This window comes from Iamia sp. SCSIO 61187, assembly GCF_019443745.1.
Classification (GTDB): Bacteria; Actinomycetota; Acidimicrobiia; order Acidimicrobiales; family Iamiaceae; genus Iamia.
Window position 1 is genome coordinate 4,790,326 of record NZ_CP050948.1, and the last position, 18,282, is coordinate 4,808,607.

The following is an 18,282-nucleotide window of genomic DNA, read 5'->3' on the forward strand; positions in this document are numbered from 1 at the left end:
AGGCACCCATGAGGAGTCGAGCGCTCCACCTCGCGGTCGCGGCCGTCACCGCGGCGACCCTGGTCCTGGTCGGCGCCTCGCCGCCCTCGGGCGCCCAGAAGGGGCCCCGGTCCCCGGAGGGCTTCACGGTGACGCCGCTCGACGTCGCCGGCCGCCACGAAGGGGCCAAGACGCCGACCAGCCGCATCGCCGAGAGCGACCCCGACCTGATCGGCCGCACCGACGCCACGCCCGTCCCGGTGGTCATCAAGCTCGACTACGACTCCATCGCCACCTACCAGGGCGACCGCCCCGGTCTGGCGGCCACCAGCCCGGGCGTCACGGGCCGCCCCCTCACGGTGGAGACCGTCACCCGGAGCGCCTACGCCCGCGAGGTCGCCCGCCGCGAAGGCGTGATCACCGCCGCCATCGCCGCCGCCGTGCCCGCGGCCCGCATCGGGCGCCCGTTCCGGGTCGTCTACGGCGGCGTGGCCGCCGTCGTCCCCGCCAACCAGACCCGCGACCTCCTCGCCGTGCCCGGCGTGGTCGCCGTGCAGGAGGACACCCTCAACCAGCCCCTCACCGACTCGAGCACCGACTTCATCGACGCGCCCGCCGTCTGGGACGCCGTCGGGGGCCAGGCCACCGCCGGCGAGGGGGTCCTCTTCGGCTCCCTGGACTCCGGGCTCTGGCCCGAGCACCCGTCGTTCGCGGCCAACCCCGACCTCCCGGCCCGCCCCACCCGCCCCGACGGCCGCGCCCTCGTGTGCGACTACGGCGACAACCCCCTCACCGAGGAGGAGGACGTCTACGCCTGCAACAACAAGCTGGTCGGCGGGCGTCCCTTCATCGACACCTACCTCGCGGTGAACCCCGACCTCGACGAGGTCTACCCCGACTCCGCCCGGGACTCGAACGGCCACGGCACCCACACCGCCACCACCGCCGCCGGCGGCGTGGTCGACGAGGCGCCCGTCTTCGGCGTCGACCGGGGTCCCGTGTCCGGCGTCGCCCCCGGCGCCTGGGTCATGGGCTACAAGGTCTGCGGCGCCCTCGGCTGCTACGGGAGCGACACCACGGCGGCGGTCGAGGCCGCGATCCTCGACGGCGTCGACGTGATCAACTACTCGATCTCGGGCGGCACCACGCCGTTCACCGACCCGACCGAGATGGCGTTCCTCGACGCTTACGCCGCCGGCGTCTACGTGTCGGCCTCGGCCGGCAACGAGGGCCCCGGCGCCTCCACGGCCAACCACCTGTCGCCCTGGACCACCTCGGTCGCGGCGTCGACCCAGCTCCGCGAGTTCGGCTCCGACCTCACCCTCACGGCCGACGGCGAGACCTTCGAGGCCGCCGGCGTGTCGATCGGCGCCGGCGTCACCGAGGAGACCCCGGTGGAGCTGGCCGCGGACGTCCCCGGCTACTCCGACGTCCAGTGCGCCACCGAGCCACCGGCCGAGGACACCTTCGCCGGGCTCATCGTCGGCTGCGAGCGGGGCAACCCCGCGGGCCGGGTGGCGTCGGCCTACAACGCCTTCCTGGGCGGCGCCGTCGGCGTCATCCTCTACAACCCGACCCGGGCCGACGTCGAGACCGACAACCACTGGCTGCCGGTCGTCCACCTGGCCGACGGCACCGACTTCGTCGCCTTCATGGGCGAGCACGCCGACGACGAGGTGCTGGGCACGTTCACCCCGGGCATCGCCCGCGACGGCGTCCCCGACGTGATGGCCGCCTTCTCGTCGCGCGGCCCCGCCGGCGACTTCCTCAAGCCCGACCTCACCGCCCCCGGCGTGCAGATCCTCGCCGGGCACACGCCCACGCCGGAGTCGATCGTCGAGGGCCCGCCCGGTGAGCAGTTCCAGGCCATCGCCGGGACGTCGATGTCGTCGCCCCACGTCGCCGGCTCCGGCCTGCTGATGCTGGCCGAGCACCCGGACTGGACGCCGGGCCAGGTCCGCTCGGCCCTCATGACGACGGCCACCACCGACCTGCTCAAGGAGGACGAGGCGACCCCGGCCGACCCGTTCGACATGGGCGCCGGCCGGATCGACCTCGGCGCCGCCCGCCAGCCGGGCCTGACCCTCGACGAGACGGCCCGGCGGTTCCTCACCCTCACCGCCGACCCGACGACGTCGATCGACCTCAACCTCCCGTCGGTCAACGCCCCGGTGATGCCCGGCTCGGTCACAACCACCCGGACCGTCACCAACGTCAGCGGCTCGACCGCCACCTACGGGGTGACGACCACCGCCGGCGAGGGCAGCGCCATCACGGTCACGCCCAGCCGCTTCACCATCGCCGCCGGCGCCTCGCGGGCCCTGACCATCACCATCGAGTCGACCAACACCGAGGGCCAGGAGTTCGGCGAGATCCGCCTGGCGGCGTCGGGGCGCGAGACCCTGCACCTGCCGGTGGCCTTCGCCCCGTCGCAGGGCGGGGCCACCGTCACCAGCGACTGCGCCGCCGCCGAGGTCGCCGTGGGGGTGGGCACCACCTGCACCATCACCGCGGCCAACGACAGCTTCGGCCCGACCACCGTCGAGGGCACCACGTCGGTCAACGACCGCCTGAAGATCACCGGCGCCGCCGGCGAGGGCGTCTCCGTCGCCGGACCCCGACGCGTCGAGGTCGCCGCCACCGAGCTGTCCGGCCGGTCGCCGGGCACGCCGAGCATCGAGCCGCTCGGGTTCGACGGGTACCTCCCGCTGGAGGCCTTCTCGATCCCGTTCGAGCCGATCGGCGACGAGGAGATCGTCGACTTCGCGATCGACCCGTTCCTCTACAACGGCATCCCCTACGACGCCATCGGCGTCGACTCCAACGGGTACCTGGTCGTGGGCGGCTCCTCCGGCAGCTCCGACAACGTGTGCTGCCCGCCCCAGGTGATCCCCGACGTCTTGCCACCCAACAACGTGATCGCCCCGTTCTGGAGCGACCTCGACGGCACCGACGCCCCCGGCATCGCCGTCGCCCTGCTGACCGACACGGCCACCGGTGACGCCTGGACGGTCGTCGAGTGGCAGGTGGACGCCTACGGCTCCGACACGCTCAAGACGTTCCAGGTCTGGCTCGGCCACCAGCCCGAGCAGGACATCACCTTGAACTACCCGGTCGACGACCGGCCCGACCTCACCGACCTCAGCGAGCCGCTCGTCATCGGCGCCGAGAACGAGACCGGCGAGGGCGGCGAGTCGGTCGTCGACACGCCGCCGACCGAGGACCTCGACATCGTCAGCACCGATGCCGTCCAGGGCGACTCGCTCACCTGGACCGTCGACGTCGAGGGCGTCACCGGCGGGGCGGGCGACGTCCGCACCGACGTGACCGCCACCGGGATCCCCGGGACCACCGTGGTGCACACGCCGGTCACGGTCACGCCCGAGGACCTCGACGACCTCGCCGCGTACGTCGATCGGGCCTACCAGGACGTCCTCGGCTTCCCGCCGAGCGAGGCCGACCGCGCCTACTGGGTCGGCCGGCTCCAGTCCGGGACGATCAGCGTCCGCCAGTTCGCCACCATCCTGGCCCGGTCGAACGAGTGGCTGCGGGGCGTCGTGGTCGGGCGCTACGAGCAGCTGGTGGGCCGCACGCCGGCCGACGCCGAGCGGGACTACTGGGTCGGCCAGCTCCGGGCCGGCCGCCCCGAGAAGCTCCTGGTCGCCCAGCTGATCGGCTCGCCGGAGTTCTTCGACACCGCCAACCGGGAGGTCGAGGCCTTCGTCGACCAGGCCTACCTGGCCGTGCTCGGACGGGTGCCCGACGACGCCGGCCGGGCCTACTGGGTGGGTCGCATCGAGGACGGGCTGAGCCGCTCGATGGTGGCCCAGCACTTCTTCCAGTCCTCGGAGAACCGGACGAACCGGGTCGAGGCCCAGGCCGACCACTTCCTCGGACGGCCCCCCACCCCGGCCGAGCTGGAGGCGTGGAAGGAGATCATCCGCACCCGGACCGACCTCCTCCTCACCATCACCATCGTGAGCAGCGAGCAGTACCGGAGCATGTAGGTCTCAGTCACTCGTTCGCTGGCGCCCACGGGGGCGGGGCGCCAGCGAAGGAGTGGCCGAGGATCACTCCACCGGCTTGCGGAGGGCGGGGACGAGGGCGATGGCGCAGGCGTCGAGGGCCAGGCGCTCCTGGTCGCGGACCAGGGTGGCGTGGAACGGCCCGGCGACGGCGAGGCCGGCGGCGGTGAAGGCCAGCCCCAAGGGGTACAGGGCGGGGATGCCGGCGAGGGCGAAGGCGGCGAACCCGGCCAGCGCCGGCAGCGTCGACGCCGCGGCCCGACCGAAGAAGCGGTTGCGCCACGACCGGGCCAGGACGAGCTCGTCGGCGCAGTCGAGGGGCAGGGGCGCGAGCCGGACCAGGGCCAGGCCGACGACACCGACGACCACGACGCCGACGGTCGCGGCCAGGCCCGAGACCCGGCCGTCGCGCTGGGCGACCGAGTCGGCCATCAGCCCCACCACGATCCCGACCACCCCGAAGGCGGTGCACAGGGCCAGGAACGACATCCGCAGCCCGACCAGCCCGTCGGGCCGGCCCTCCCGACCGGTCGGCCTCCACCCCGGGTCGTCGCCCAGCCGGAACGGGTCCTGGGGATCCTCCTCGGGGACGTCGGCCACGAGACGATCTTGCCCGGGAGGGACCCGGGGCGACGACCCGTGACGGGGGACAGCCCCACCTCCCGGCCACCGGCGGACGGGATGGTCGGCGCCCGCCGGCATCCGTAGGTTGGCCGTCATGGCCACCGCCGCGACCTCACCCCCCCGCACCGGGTGGCTGCGCGTCCTCGGCCTCGGGGCCTCCGCCCCGGTGGCGCCCCGGACCCTCCAGGCCCTGGTGCACGTGGTGACGGACCTCTTCGCCGCCCTGGTGACGTCGTCGACGATCATCGCCCTGGCCGTGCTGGCCGCGGTCACCCTCCCGATCGTCCCCCTCTCGGTCATCCTCTTCGCCCTGCTGCTGGTGGCCTCGTGGCTGACCGGGCACGTCGAGCGGTTCCGGATCGCGGCCACCACCGGGATCGTGCTGTCGAGCCCGCACCGCCACCACGACGGGCCCCTGGCGTCGCGGGTCTGGCGCTGGCTGCGCTCGGCGGCGACGTGGAAGGAGCTCGGCTACCACCTGGTGCACCTGCCCAAGTCGGTCGTCTTCGCCACCATCGTCGTGGGGGCGTGGAGCGTCGGCCTGGCCCTGCTCACCCTGCCGCTGTACCTCGGGAGCGTGCCCGCCGAGGAGGCCCGCCTGGGCTGGTGGCGGGTCAACCCGGGGAGCGAGGCGCTGCTCGCCGCCGCCCTGGGCGCCGTCATCCTCCTCACCGCCCCGTGGGTCACCCGGGGTCTGAGCCGGCTGTCGCTGGGCATGGCCGAGGGCCTCCTCGCCGGGGGCGAGGCCGAGGTGCTGCGCCAGCGGGTGGCCTCGGTCGTGGCCAGCCGGGCCGAGGTGGTCGACGCGGCCGAGGCCGAGCGACGCCGCATCGAGCGCGACCTCCACGACGGCGCCCAGCAGCGGCTCGTCGCCCTGGCCATGAGCCTGGGCCTGGCCAAGGAGAAGATGGAGTCGGACCCGGCCGCGGCGCGGGCCCTGGTCGACGAGGCCCACCGCGAGGCCAAGAACGCTCTCGTCGAGCTGCGCGACCTGGCCCGTGGCCTGCACCCCCCGGTCCTCACCGACCGCGGCCTCCACTCCGCCGTGGCCGGGCTCGCCTCGCGGGCCCCGGTGCCCGTCGAGGTCGACCTGCGGGTGGCGCGCCGGGCCCCGCCGTCGATCGAGGGCATCGCCTACTTCGTCATCTCCGAGTCGCTCACCAACGTGGCCCGCCACAGCGGCGCCCACCGGGCCCGCGTGCTGGTGGCCGACGAGGGGAGCCGGCTCGTGGTCGAGGTCAGCGACGACGGCATCGGCGGCGCCTCCGCCGACCGGGGCACCGGCCTGCGGGGCCTGGCCGACCGGGTGCGGGCCGTCGACGGGACGTTCCGCGTGACCAGCCCCACCGGCGGGCCCTCGACCATCCGGGCCGAGCTGCCCCTCCCCGCCCCCCTGGGCCGGACCGGCACCACCGAGACCCCGACCGGCACCACCGGACCGGGTGCCGTCCCGCCACCCCCGCTCACCGTCGACCCCACGTCCCCCTCGGCCGGGACCGTCCCGCCCGGGCCCGACCGTGACGACGACCCGACCGACCTCCACCCCTCCCCGGGAGCCCCCTGATGCGCATCGTGATCGCCGAGGACTCGGTCCTGCTCCGCGAGGGGCTCATCCGCCTGCTGGTCGACGCCGGCGAGGAGGTCGTCGGCACCGCCGGCGACGCCGAGGAGGCCATGGCCGTCATCGAGGCCGAGCGGCCCGACATCGTGGTGATGGACGTCCGCATGCCGCCCACCCACACCGACGAGGGCCTCCGCGCCGCCATCCGCACCCGCGAGCTGTGGCCCGACATCGCCGTGCTGGTGCTGTCGCAGTGGGTCGAGGAGCGCTACGCCACCGAGCTGCTGGCCGGGTCGACCACGGGCGTGGGCTACCTGCTCAAGGACCGGGTGGCCGACGTCCGCGACTTCGTCGACGCCGTGCGCCGCGTCGGCGCCGGCGGGACCGCCCTCGACCCCGACGTGGTCTCGCAGCTGCTCGCCACGAGCCGCCACCGCAGCCCGCTCGAGGCCCTCACACCCCGCGAGACCGAGGTCCTCCGGCTCATGGCCGAGGGGCGCAGCAACCGGGCCATCGCCGAGGCCCTCGTCGTCTCCGACGGCGCCGTCGAGAAGCACGTGTCGAACATCTTCATGAAGCTCGACCTGCCCATCGCCGACACCGACCACCGCCGCGTCCTCGCCGTCCTCCGCTACCTGGAGGCGGCGCCGTGAGCCCCGACGCTCCGGGCGACCGGCCCACCACCCCGCCGGTCGTCCCCCCGGTCGTCCCAACGATCCCACCGGCGGCGGCGGCGACGGGGCGCAGCGGCGCGGCGCGCCCGCCCACCGCCCGGCCGACCAACCCGGCGACGTGGGGCCGTCTCCCCTTCGTCCGGATCCCGGCCCTGGCCCTCGGGGGCCTGGTCGTGGTCCTGCTGCTCGGCCTCGGCACCTTCGCCGCCGCCAACGTGATGGTGCGCACCACCGAGAGGGACTCGACGACCCTCACCGGCGAGGTCCTCCGGGCCGAGGTCCACGTCACCGGCAAGGTCACGATCCGCACCGGCCCGGCCGACCGGGTCGAGATCGACCGCCGGTCGAGCTTCGGCGTCCGCGAGCCGCGCGTGGTCGAGACCCTCGTCGACGGGCTCCTGACCGTGCGGGTCGAGTGCATCGGCGGCATCTCCATCATCTGCACCAACCGGGTCGACCTGGTCGTGCCGTCCGACGTGTCCTTCACGATCTCGGCCCTCGGCGCGTCGGTCTCGGACGTCGAGGGCGACATCGAGCTCGACAGCGGAGCCGGCGCGGTCGACCTCGAGCGGGTGAGCGGCGACCTCCAGATGAGCGTGGGCGGCGGGTCGATCACCGGCCGCGACCTGCGCAGCACCCGCGTCGACGCCACCGCCGGGGCCGGCAGCGTGGACCTGTCCTTCGCCGTCCCCCCCGAGGACGTGGAGGCGACGAGCGGGGCCGGTTCCGTCGTGGTCGAGGTGCCCCCCGGCGACGAGGCCTACCGGATCGACGCCGAGTCCGGGGCCGGCAGCACCGACATCGCGGTGCGCACGGACCCGACCAGCGACCGGGTCATCCGCGCCGCGGCCGGTGCCGGCAGCACCGACGTCCGCTACACCTCCTGACCCCTGGCCGGCACCACGTCGCTCACCGCGGAGTCCGGTCCGTTCTGAGCCAGGAGCGGGCCACCCCTGGCGCTCTCCTGGCTCAGAACCGCGCCCGGGCGGGGCATCCGCCGTTCTGAGCCAGGAACCGGCCACCGATGTCCCCTACGTGGCTCAGAACGGCGCAGCTCGGCTCACCCCTTCGGGGGGCTAGCCCCACCCCCGGTCGTGGGCGGGCTCCACCCCCGGTCCGGTGGCCCGGCCCATTCCGGCGTCGGGCCAGGTCACAGACGATGGGTGCACACCCCGAGAGACCCGTCCAGGAGGACACCGTGCCCACCATCGCCCCCCCTCAGCCCGCCGCCCAGCCCGGGCAGGCCACCGGCGGAGCCGCCGTCCGGGCCTTCGCCGTCCGCAAGGTCTACGGCACCGGCCCCGCCGCCGTGACCGCCCTCGACGACGTGACCGTCGGCGTCGCCCGCGGCTCGTTCGTCGCCGTCATGGGTCCGTCGGGCTCGGGCAAGTCGACCCTGATGCACTGCCTCGCCGGCCTCGACACCGTCACCGCCGGGTCGATCGAGATCTCCGGCGTCGACCTGTCGGGCCTCAACGACCGCCAGCTCACCAAGCTCCGCCGGGACCGCATCGGCTTCGTGTTCCAGTCCTTCAACCTGGTGCCCACGCTCACCGCCGAGGAGAACATGACCCTCCCGGCGACGCTGGCCGGCCGCAAGGTCGACCCGGCGTGGATGGCCGAGATCGTCCAGACCGTCGGCCTGGCCGACCGCCTGAGCCACAAGCCCTCGGAGCTCTCCGGCGGCCAGCAGCAGCGCGTGGCCGTGGCCCGGGCGCTGCTGAGCCGGCCCGAGGTCACCTTCGCCGACGAGCCCACCGGCAACCTGGACTCCCGCTCGGGCGCCGAGGTGCTCGGCTTCCTGCGCCGGGCCGTCGACACCATGGGCCAGACCGTCGTCATGGTCACCCACGACCCCACCGCGGCGGCCTACGCCGACCGCGTCCTGTTCCTCGCCGACGGCCGCCTCGTCGACGAGATGGCCGACCCGACCGCCGCCACCGTGCTCGACCGCATGAAGCGCTTCGGGGACTGAAGAAGAAGACGAAGAAAGCACCCGAGGAACCACCCATGTTGCGCATCTCCCTCCGCACGCTCCGGGCCCACGCCCGCCGCTTCACCTCCACCATCATCGCCGTCGCCCTGGGCGTGGCGTTCCTGTCCGGCGTCCTGGTCATGGTCGCCACCTTCCAGCGCTCGTTCGACGACATGTTCACGACCGGCACCGCCGGCACCGCGGCCGCCGTCCGAGCCGACACCTCGATCGACCTGGGGTTCGGCGACGTCGCCCGGGGCGAGATCGACGAGTCGATCGCCGCCACCGTCGAGGACGTCGACGGCGTGGCCGCCGTCCAGCCCGTCCGGACCGGCACGGCCCAGATCGTCGGCGCCGACGGCGAGATCATCGGCGGCGGCGGACCACCGCAGGTCGGCTCCCAGTGGATCACCGTCGACGACCTCAACCCGTGGCGCCTCACCGACGGTCGCGCCCCCGAGCAGCCCGAGGAGGTGGTGATCGATCGGGCCTCGGCCCGCCAGGGCGACCTGGAGGTCGGCGACACGACCCGCGTCTTCACCCCGGAGCCCCTGGAGGTCACCGTCGTCGGCATCGCCAAGTACGGCACGGCCGACTCCCCCGGCCCGCTGACGACCGCCCTGTTCGACGAGGAGGGCGCCATCGCCCACCTGGGCGGGACGCCCGGCAAGGTCGACAGCTTCCTCGTCGCCGCCGACGACGGCGTGAGCCAGGAGGCCGTCACCGCCGCCATCGCCGAGGCCCTGCCCGACGGGGTCGAGGCCATCACCGGCGAGGAGCTGACCGAGGAGTCCCAGGCGATCGGCCGCGACTTCATCAGCGTGATGCGGCCGGCGCTGCTCGCCTTCGCCCTCATCGCCCTGCTGGTCGGGACGTTCAGCATCTACAACACCTTCGCCATCGTGGTCGCCCAGCGGACCCGGGACGCCGCCCTCATGCGGGCCATCGGCGCCTCCCGCCGCCAGATCATCACCTCGACCCTGCTCGAGGCCGGGATCGTCGGCCTCGTCGGTGGGCTCATCGGCCTGGCCCTCGGCATCGGGCTGGCGGCCGGCCTGGGCGCCGTGCTGTCCAGCTTCACCGGCCTCAGCTCGTCGGCCCTGGTGATCAGCGCCAGCACCGTCGCCGTGGCCCTCGGGGTCGGCGTGGGCGTGACCGTCGTGGCCGCCCTGCTTCCGGCCCGCCGGGCGTCGAAGATCGCCCCCGTCGCCGCCCTCCGCGACGCCGCCGTCGACGGCGGCCAGGTCGGCCGCCTCCGCCCGATCATCGGGACCGCGGTCCTGGCGCTCGGCGTGGGGCTGGGGCTCACCGCCGCCTTCGGGAGCGGTGGGGCCACCATGGCCGGGTCGGGGGCTGCCCTGCTGCTGCTCGCCGCCATCGTCCTGGCCCCGAGCGTCGCCGGCCCCCTCGTCCGGGTGATGGGCGCCCCCGTGTCCCGGTTCAAGGGCGTGTCGGGCCTCATGGCCCGGCGCAACGCCATCCGCAACCCCCGCCGCACCGGCAGCACCGCCACCGCTCTGGTGATCGGTGTCGCCGTGGTCGCCCTGTTCACGGTCGTGGGCGCCTCGGTCCGGGCGTCGCTGGACGAGATCATCGATCGCCAGATCGCCGGCGACGTGGTCGTCCAGGGTCCCGACGTCGACGGCTTCGTCGGTCTGGCCCCCAGCCTCCAGGAGCGGCTCCGGGACCTCCCCGAGACGGGGGCCGCCGCCGGGGTGGGCGGCATGCCCGGCACCGTCGCCGGCGAGGACACGTTCCTCAACTTCACCAACGCCGCCAGCATCGACGAGGTCATCGACCTCGACGTCAGCGAGGGCGACACGGCGAGCTTCGGCGCCGGGCAGGTCGCCGTGTCCGAGGACTACGCCGAGGACAACGGCCTGGCCCTGGGCGACTCCGTCCCGGTCACCTACATCGACGGCGTCGAGGAGGACCTCACGGTCGGCCTCGTCTACGGCACGACCACCCTGGCCGGGCCCTACTTCGTCGACGTGGAGACCGTCGCCCCCCACGCCCCGCAGGTCGGCCCCAACGTGATGATCCTCAAGGCCGCCGAGGGCGTCACCGCCGAGCAGCTCGACGAGGCCGCCCAGGCGGCGGCGACCGACTGGCCCGGCTCGACCATCGAGACCCGGGACGAGTTCGCCGAGACCCAGGGCCGCAGCGTCGACCAGATGCTGATGCTCATCTACGTGCTGCTCGCCCTGTCGATCGGCATCGCCCTGATGGGGATCGCCAACACCATCTCCCTCTCGACGCTCGAGCGGAAGCACGAGCTGGGCCTGCTCCGGGCCGTGGGCCAGACCCGCCGCCAGGTGCGGTCGATGGTCCGCTGGGAGGCCGTGATGGTGTCCTCGCTGGGGACGCTCTTCGGCCTGGCCGTCGGCGTCGGCGGCGGGGCCATGGTCATCCGGGCCGCCGGCGAGGACTTCGACACCGTGGCCGTCCCGGTCGGGACCCTGCTGGTGGTCGTGCTCATCGGCGCCGCCGCCGGCGTGCTGGCCTCGGCCCGGCCCGCGGCCCGGGCGGCCAAGACCGACGTGCTCACCGCCATCGCCAGCGCATAGCCGGTCCTCCGGCGGGCCTGCGCCACCCGCAGGCCCGCCCGCGTTCGCCCCTCCCCGCCGGTGCCTCCCCATCCCCGGCGGGGCGGGGACACCCTCTGCCCCGGTCGCGTCCTCCTCGGGTGTGCGGCCGGGGCAGAGCACATCCCGGGGCCGGTGGTCGGATCTCCTGACGGGGATCCGACCACCGGTTCGTCGCGTACGGTCCTCGGGTGGACGACGACGCGCTGATGGGCCTGGCCCTCGACGAGGCCCGGGCCGCGGGGGCGGCGGGCGAGGTGCCGGTCGGGGCCGTCGTCGTGGTCGACGGAGCGGTCGTCGCCCGACGGGGGAACGAGCGGGAGCGCAGCGGGGACCCGACCGCCCACGCCGAGGTCCTGGCCCTGCGGGATGCAGCCGCCGCGGTCGGCGACCGGCGGCTGCGCCAGGCCACCTTGGTGGTCACCCTCGAGCCCTGCCCCATGTGCGCCGGGGCGGCGTGGGCCGCCCAGGTCGGCCGGATCGTCTTCGGCGCCGACGACCCCCGCGCCGGGGCGACCGGGTCGCTCTACAACGTCGCCGTCGACGTCCGCCTCAACCACACCTCGGCCGTCACCGCCGGCGTCCGCGCCCCCGAGTGCGCCGCCGAGCTGACCGCCTTCTTCGCCACCCGCCGCTGACGCCGCTGACCGCCAACGGGTTCCCGGTCCGTGGAGGGGTCGCGTTACATTCGCAGGCGGAGGGTTGCCAGAGCGGACGAATGGGACGGTCTCGAAAACCGTTGTGGTGTCACAGCCACCGTGGGTTCAAATCCCACACCCTCCGCTCGGAGCGAGGACCGGGGTCACCAGGCCCCGGTCCTCGTCTCGTCTCGGGCCGCCGCCCGTAGCCTGACCGGACCATGCGCCAGGGACCCCACATCCTCTGGGGGATGTCCCGCTCCGACCCGTCGGCGCTGAGCGGCGTCCACCTCGACCGAGGTCTGATCCGGCGCGTCTGGGCCTTCGCCCGGCCGTACCGGCCCCGCACCTTCGCCTTCCTGGGCGTCATCGTGATGGCCGCCCTGCTCGGCCTGGTGACCCCGCTCCTCGTCAAGAAGATCATCGACGACGCCCTCCCCCAGACCCCCGGGGGACCGACCGACGCCGGCATCTTGACGTGGGCCGCGGGCGGGATGGCGGCCGCCGCCGTCGCCGGGGCCGCCCTCTCGCTGGTCGAGCGGTGGCTGTCGTCGAGCATCGGCGAGGGCCTGATCTACGACCTGCGGGCCGCCCTGTTCGACCACGTGCAGCGCATGCCGATCGCCTTCTTCACCCGGACCCAGACGGGCGCCCTCATCTCCCGGCTCAACAACGACGTGATCGGTGCCCAGCGGGCAGTGACGCAGACGCTGGGCTCGGTCGTGTCCAACGTCATCGTGCTGGGCACGACCCTGACCGCCATGGCCATCCTCGAGTGGCGCCTCACGCTGCTCTCGCTCGTGCTGCTGCCCCTGTTCCTGCTGCCGGCCAAGCGGGTCGGGCGGAGGCTCCAGTCGATCACCCGCGAGTCGTTCGACCTCAACGCGTCCATGAACGCGACGATGACCGAGCGGTTCAACGTGGCCGGCGCCATGCTCGTGAAGCTCTTCGGGCGGGCCGACGACGAGTCGGCCGGGTTCGCCGACCGGGCCGGGCGGGTGCGCGACATCGGGATCCGCTCGGCCATGTACAGCCGCACCTTCATGGTCGCCCTGACCCTCGTGGGGGCGGTCGGGACGGCGGTCATCTACCTGGCCGGCGGGCGGATGGTGATCTCCGGCACCATCACCCTGGGCACCCTCGTCGCCCTGGGCACCTTCGTGGTCCAGATCTACGCCCCCCTCACCCAGCTCACCAACGCCCGCGTCGACCTGATGACCGCGTTCGTGTCCTTCGACCGGGTCTTCGAGGTCCTCGACGCCCCCCGCGCCGTGGCCGACCGCCCCGGGGCCGTCGACCTGGTCGAACCCGAGGGCCGGATCGAGCTGGACCACGTGTCGTTCCGGTACCCGGCGGCGGCCGACGTGTCGATCGCGTCGCTCGAGGCCGAGGCCGGCATCCCGCTCGGCGAGCTCGAGTCCCGCGAGATCCTCCACGACATCCACCTCACCGTGGAGCCGGGCCAGACCGTGGCCCTGGTCGGGCCATCGGGCGCCGGCAAGAGCACGCTCGCCACCCTCGTGCCCCGCCTCTACGACGTCACCGACGGTGCCGTCCGCATCGACGGCACCGACGTGCGGGACCTCACCCAGGACAGCCTGCGCGACGCCGTCGGCGTGGTCAGCCAGGACCCGCACCTGTTCCACACGTCCATCGCCGAGAACCTGCGCTACGCCCGCCCCGACGCCACCGACGCCGAGCTCGAGGCGGCGTGCCGGGCGGCCCGCATCCACGACACCATCGCCGCCCTGCCCGACGGCTACGCCACCGTCGTGGGCGAGCGGGGCTACCGCATGTCGGGCGGCGAGAAGCAGCGCATCGCCATCGCCCGGATGCTCCTCAAGGACCCGCGCATCGTCATCCTCGACGAGGCGACCAGCCACCTCGACACCGAGAACGAGACGGCCGTGCACGCCGCCCTGGCCACCGCCCTCCAGGGCCGCACCGCCCTGGTGATCGCCCATCGCCTCTCGACGGTCGTCGACGCCGACCTCATCCTGGTCCTCGACGACGGCCGCATCGTCGAGCAGGGCCGCCACCCGTCGCTGCTCGCCGCCGACGGCCTCTACGCCGACCTCTACCGCGCCCTGCTGCGCGGTGACGCCCCGACCTCGCCGGCCACCTTCCTCCCCGACGACGCCGCCCTCCCCGAGCCCCAGCGAGCCGACGGCTAGCACGGATGGTGCCAGGCACCATCCGTGTCACGGGTCGAAGGGGTAGAGCCGGACCTCGTCCCGGGTGGTCACCACGACGTGGGTCGGCGTCGCCGCCGCCCGGCGGACGTCGGGGAGCGGCAGCCGGCGGGCCCGGGTGAGCTCGGCCGCCGAGGCGACGAGGACCTCCTCCGCCCCCCAGGCGACGAGCCGGTCGCCCTCGATCACCACCTCGACCGGCCCGGGGAACGGCAGCTGTGGCCCGGGGGTGCCGTCAGGCCCGAACCAGGCGGCCCGGTCACCGGGGGTCGCCACGGCCACGCCGCCGGCGACGGGCGCGACGACCAGGTCGCGCCCACCGCCGGCGGCGTCGAGCGACCACAGGATCGAGAGGGTCGGAGCCGCGGCGTAGCCCTCGATGCGGTCGGCTGCGGCAAGGACCACGGTGCCGTCCACCACCTCGAGCCGCCGTGCGATCCCGTCGTCGGCCACCGGCAGGGCCGGCACCCGTCCGGCCACCGCCCCCGAGGACACGTCCCGGGCGACGAGCTCGCCGCCCTCGACCGCCACGGCCAGCCGGTCGCCGCACACGATCGGGTCGAAGCGGTGGTGGTGGACTGCGCTCTCGACCGACCACCGCTCGGCCCCGTCGAGCACGGCGTGGGCGGTCAGCCTCCCGCCCTCGCTGACCACGACGAGCCCCGCCTCCCCGCAAGGGTTGACGTAGAGGCCCTCGGCCGGTCCCGACCGGCTGAAGGTGGCCCCGCCCGTCTCGGCGTCGACGACCGTCATCGTCGAGCGCTCCGACGCTCCCTCCGGGACGAGGTGGTCGAGCAGGACGTGGTCGCGGCCGAGCGGGGCGACGGGGAAGCCGGGGTGCGTCCACCGCACCGTGCCCGTCTCGGGATCGACGCCGTGGGTGTCTCGCGGGCCCCGCACGACCAGCAACGAGGGGTAGCGCAGCACCGTCCGGGCGCCGCCGGGCAGGGCCACCGCCCACTCCTCGCGGCCGTCGCGGGCACCGAGGGCCACGACCGTCGACACCGGGCCGCCCCCGGGGGCGTCGTCGCGCTCCTCGACGACGAAGACGCGCTCCTCGTCGGCGGCCACGGGGCACGCCGTGGTACGCCGCTCGGGGGTGACCTCGAGCCGGGGGCACACCACCTCGGTCGCCCATGCCGGCTCCCACGGCGCCAGGGTCGTGGCCGTCACGGGATCCCCGGCCGGCGGGGATCGTCGATCGGGGCCCCGTTCGTCGTTCCTCCCGGTCACCACGACGACGGCGATCGCCACCACCGCCACGGCCGCACCGCCCGCCACCAGCGCCCGCCGCCGCCCCCGCCGGCCCGGACCCTGCGCCCCACCCGGTCCCCCGGGCGCCGCCGCCGGTCGATCGACGGGGACGGCCCGGGCACTGGCCTTCCGGCCCCACGTGGCCTCGAGCGCGCCGGCGTCGTCATCGTCCTCGTGCGGTGCCTCGCGGCGACGGGGCACCGCCGACCTACCCGGGGAGCCGCCGGAGGGCGACGGCCTGGGCCCGGCGGCGGGCCGTCTCCCCCACCTCGACGGTGCGGGCCCACGCCGCCCGACCGACGGCGGTCACGGCCGCGGCCGCCAGGGCGAAGGCGAGGGCGAGGGCGACCACCAGGGGGACGGCCAGCGGGTGGAGGACGGCGACGATGCCGTCGACGGTGGCGGCGGGCCGGGTGACCACGTGCCACGAGTGGAGCCGGGGGATGCGACCGAGCACCACCCCGAAGGCGCACAGCAGGTGCACGCCGGCCCGGACGGTGAGCCGACGACGGGCCAGCCCCGGCACCCGGGCGATCTGCCGGTCGAGCTCGGCCAGGGCGACGGCGTAGCACCCGACCCCCCACACCACGAGGAGGGCGAGGACACCGGCCGGGACCATGTCCGACACCCGGGTGCCCGGGTTGGCGTCCAGCACGCGGCGCAGGTGGATCAGGTCGGTCACCACGTAGGGGGCGTTGGGCAGGAACAGCACGAACAGCACGACGCCGAGGGCCCAGGCCGCCGTGGTCGGGCGACGCCGGTGGAACAGGGCGACCGCCAGCACGGCGGGGATCGTCGCCAGGGTCGCGTTGAAGGCCAGCCACGGCCCCGACCCCAGGGCCACGCCCCGGATCAGGTCGAGGTACCGCTCCACCAGCTCGAGGACCATCGGACCATCGTCGCACCCCCCGCCGCCCCGCACGCCGCGGGGTCGGCCCCGTAGGTTGGCCGGGATGCAGGACGCGCTGTTCGGGGACGAGGAGGTCGTCGACCCCACGTGGTCGGTGGCCGACTTGTCCAAGGCGATCGGGTCGGTCCTCGAGCAGGCGTTCCCCGGGGAGATCTGGGTGCGGGGCGAGATCCGCGAGCTCCCGCCCCCGGGCGACGGCCGCCGGGCCCGGCCCCACCTCTACTTCGACCTCATCGAGCCGGCCCCCCCGGGCCAGCGCCCCCGCGCCGTCTTGCCGGTCGTGCTGTGGAGCACCGACCGCAGGCGGGTGAACGCCGACCTGCGGCGCTCGGGGGTCCGGGTCAGCGCCATGGACAACGGCGTCGACGTGCGGATCCGGGGTCGCATCCGCTGGTGGGCGCCGGGCGGCCGCCCGCAGCTCCAGATGACGGGCATCGACCCGGAGTACACGCTCGGCCGCCTCGCCGCCGACCGGGCCGCGGTCCTCGCCGCCCTCGACGCCGACGGCCTCCTCGACCGCAACGGCCGCCTGCCGCTGCCCCCCGTCCCGACCCGCATCGGCCTGGTCACGAGCCTCGGCAGCGCGGCCCAGGCCGACGTGCGTCGGGTCCTGGAGGCGGCCGGGCTGTCGCACCTGCTGGTCGAGGCCGACGCCCGCACCCAGGGGCCGGCGGCGGCCGACACCGTGCCCGCCGCCATCGAGGCGGTCGTGGCCGCCGGGGCCGAGCTGGTGCTCCTCGTGCGGGGCGGGGGCTCCCGGGTCGAGCTGGCCGCCTTCGACGTGGAGGTGATCGCCCGGGCCGTGGCCACGTGCCCGGTGCCCGTCGTGACCGGGATCGGCCACGAGATCGACGACAGCGTCGCCGACCGCGTCGCCCACACCGCCTGCGCCACCCCGACCGGCGCCGCCGCCCTCGTCGTCGCCGGCGTCGGCGCCGCCCGCGACCGGACCGAGGCCCTGTGGGCCGCCGTCGGGGCCGCCGCCCGGCGGGCGGCGCGCGCCCAGGACGAGCAGCTGGCCCGGCGGGGGCGCCAGATCGTCAGCCACGCCGGGGGGTCGCTGCGCGCCGCCGAGGCCGGCCACCGCTCGCTGTCCGCCCGCCTCCGCCAGCGGGGCCCGGCCGGGCTGGCCCGGGCCGACGCCCGGCTCGACGCCCTGGGGACGAGCCTCGGCCGCGGGGTGCGCCGCGACCTGGGCGAGGCCGACCGCCGCGTCACCGCCGCCGCCGCCGTCCTCGCCCGCCGCCCGGGCCCGCTGCTCGACCGGGCCGGGCGCGAGCTCGTCGGCGTCGAGGCGCGGGTGCGGGCCGTCGACCCGGCTCGGGCCCTGGCCCGGGGCTGGTCGATGACCTACCGGGCCGACGGGACCCTCGTGCGCGCGGCCGCCGAGGTGGCGGCGGGCGACGAGCTGGTGACCCACCTCGCCGCCGGGCGGGTGCGCAGCCGGGTGGTCGGCACCGACGCCGGTGAGGGAGGATCGGACGATGCCTGACCCTGCGCCCTCGCCCGACGCCGGACCCGACCCGGCCGGCTACGCCGAGGCCATGGCCGAGCTGGAGGCGATCCTCGCCGAGATCGAGGACGAGGCCGTCGACGTCGACCTGCTCGCCCGCAAGGTCGCCCGGGCCGCCCACCTCGTGCGCTGGTGCCGGGGCCGCATCGACGGCGCTCGCGTCGACGTCGAGCGGATCATCGCCGACCTCGACCCCGAAGCCAGGTCACAGACCGAGTAGCGGTTCATCGCCCGGCTCGCGCCGGACCCCCTCCCGCCGAAGCTCGCTCCGCTCGCCGGCTCGAGCTGGCGCTCACCCCCACAACCCCCGGGGCTGCCGCCAGGCCCAGCGGACCTCCACGCGGGCGATCGG

Annotated in this window: 13 protein-coding genes and 1 tRNA gene; 11 read left to right on the plus strand and 3 right to left on the minus strand. The window is 75.1% G+C overall.

Annotation, left to right across the window (positions count from 1 at the left end):
* The first annotated feature begins 8 nt into the window (after positions 1–8).
* Positions 9–3,986 (plus strand): S8 family serine peptidase, encoded by a 3,978-nt coding sequence (locus HC251_RS23090; RefSeq protein WP_219942973.1) that lies wholly within the window; start codon positions 9–11, stop codon positions 3,984–3,986.
* 63 nt (positions 3,987–4,049) lie between these two features.
* On the opposite strand, the gene HC251_RS23095 is transcribed toward HC251_RS23090, so the two are convergent.
* Entirely contained in the window at positions 4,050–4,604 is a 555-nt protein-coding gene (locus HC251_RS23095) for a hypothetical protein (RefSeq protein ID WP_219942974.1), read from the minus strand.
* A 118-nt stretch (positions 4,605–4,722) separates the two neighbouring features.
* Between HC251_RS23095 and HC251_RS23100 the strand changes: the two genes are divergently transcribed.
* The 8 genes from HC251_RS23100 (at position 4,723) to HC251_RS23135 (ending at position 14,235) form a co-directional block, all read left to right on the plus strand.
* Positions 4,723–6,192, plus strand: coding sequence for a sensor histidine kinase (locus tag HC251_RS23100; protein WP_219942975.1), 1,470 nt, complete (start codon positions 4,723–4,725; stop codon positions 6,190–6,192).
* Positions 6,192–6,842 carry a response regulator transcription factor gene (locus tag HC251_RS23105; protein WP_219942976.1) on the plus strand — a complete coding sequence of 217 codons (651 nt, stop codon included), beginning with the start codon at positions 6,192–6,194 and terminating at the stop codon, positions 6,840–6,842. Before HC251_RS23100 ends, HC251_RS23105 begins: the two co-directional genes overlap by 1 nt.
* Complete coding sequence (locus HC251_RS23110) at positions 6,839–7,750, plus strand: hypothetical protein (RefSeq protein WP_219942977.1); 912 nt, start codon at positions 6,839–6,841, stop codon at positions 7,748–7,750. The genes HC251_RS23105 and HC251_RS23110 overlap by 4 nt, the downstream gene beginning before the upstream one ends.
* A 272-nt stretch (positions 7,751–8,022) precedes the next feature.
* Positions 8,023–8,838, plus strand: coding sequence for an ABC transporter ATP-binding protein (locus tag HC251_RS23115; protein ID WP_219942978.1), 816 nt, complete (start codon positions 8,023–8,025; stop codon positions 8,836–8,838).
* Between the two features lie 35 nt (positions 8,839–8,873).
* A complete protein-coding gene (locus HC251_RS23120; protein WP_219942979.1) occupies positions 8,874–11,405 on the plus strand; it encodes an ABC transporter permease in 2,532 nt (843 codons plus the stop codon).
* 209 nt (positions 11,406–11,614) lie between these two features.
* Positions 11,615–12,061, plus strand: coding sequence for a nucleoside deaminase (locus tag HC251_RS23125; RefSeq protein WP_255566534.1), 447 nt, complete (start codon positions 11,615–11,617; stop codon positions 12,059–12,061).
* A 58-nt stretch (positions 12,062–12,119) separates the two neighbouring features.
* Positions 12,120–12,206 (plus strand) — tRNA-Ser (locus HC251_RS23130).
* Between the two features lie 76 nt (positions 12,207–12,282).
* Positions 12,283–14,235 (plus strand): ABC transporter ATP-binding protein, encoded by a 1,953-nt coding sequence (locus HC251_RS23135; protein ID WP_255566535.1) that lies wholly within the window; start codon positions 12,283–12,285, stop codon positions 14,233–14,235.
* Between the two features lie 27 nt (positions 14,236–14,262).
* Here the strand turns inward: HC251_RS23135 and HC251_RS23140 are convergent, their stop codons facing one another.
* Together HC251_RS23140 and HC251_RS23145 are read right to left on the minus strand one after the other, a co-directional pair.
* Positions 14,263–15,426, minus strand: a complete 1,164-nt coding sequence (locus HC251_RS23140; RefSeq protein WP_219942980.1) for a PQQ-binding-like beta-propeller repeat protein — start codon at positions 15,424–15,426, stop codon at positions 14,263–14,265.
* A 289-nt stretch (positions 15,427–15,715) separates the two neighbouring features.
* Positions 15,716–16,396, minus strand: coding sequence for a DUF1361 domain-containing protein (locus tag HC251_RS23145; RefSeq protein WP_219942981.1), 681 nt, complete (start codon positions 16,394–16,396; stop codon positions 15,716–15,718).
* Between the two features lie 64 nt (positions 16,397–16,460).
* On the opposite strand from HC251_RS23145, the gene xseA reads away from it, so the two are divergent.
* Complete coding sequence (gene xseA / locus HC251_RS23150) at positions 16,461–17,909, plus strand: exodeoxyribonuclease VII large subunit (RefSeq protein WP_219942982.1); 1,449 nt, start codon at positions 16,461–16,463, stop codon at positions 17,907–17,909.
* The gene (gene xseB / locus HC251_RS23155; RefSeq protein ID WP_219942983.1) at positions 17,902–18,150 is read left to right on the plus strand and encodes an exodeoxyribonuclease VII small subunit; all 249 of its coding nucleotides are present in this window, start codon (positions 17,902–17,904) and stop codon (positions 18,148–18,150) included. Before xseA ends, xseB begins: the two co-directional genes overlap by 8 nt.
* The last annotated feature ends 132 nt before the right edge of the window (positions 18,151–18,282 follow it).

What these genes read in the sequence shown, in the direction of transcription:
- xseA (WP_219942982.1), top strand. Translation starts at nt 16,461, where the DNA reads ATGCAGGACGCGCTGTTCGGGGACGAGGAGGTCGTCGACCCCACGTGG.
- HC251_RS23105 (WP_219942976.1), top strand. Translation starts at nt 6,192, where the DNA reads ATGCGCATCGTGATCGCCGAGGACTCGGTCCTGCTCCGCGAGGGGCTC.
- HC251_RS23120 (WP_219942979.1), top strand. Translation starts at nt 8,874, where the DNA reads ATGTTGCGCATCTCCCTCCGCACGCTCCGGGCCCACGCCCGCCGCTTC.
- HC251_RS23115 (WP_219942978.1), top strand. Translation starts at nt 8,023, where the DNA reads ATGGGTGCACACCCCGAGAGACCCGTCCAGGAGGACACCGTGCCCACC.
- HC251_RS23135 (WP_255566535.1), top strand. Translation starts at nt 12,283, where the DNA reads ATGCGCCAGGGACCCCACATCCTCTGGGGGATGTCCCGCTCCGACCCG.
- HC251_RS23090 (WP_219942973.1), top strand. Translation starts at nt 9, where the DNA reads ATGAGGAGTCGAGCGCTCCACCTCGCGGTCGCGGCCGTCACCGCGGCG.
- xseB (WP_219942983.1), top strand. Translation starts at nt 17,902, where the DNA reads ATGCCTGACCCTGCGCCCTCGCCCGACGCCGGACCCGACCCGGCCGGC.
- HC251_RS23100 (WP_219942975.1), top strand. Translation starts at nt 4,723, where the DNA reads ATGGCCACCGCCGCGACCTCACCCCCCCGCACCGGGTGGCTGCGCGTC.
- HC251_RS23145 (WP_219942981.1), bottom strand. Translation starts at nt 16,396, where the DNA reads ATGGTCCTCGAGCTGGTGGAGCGGTACCTCGACCTGATCCGGGGCGTG.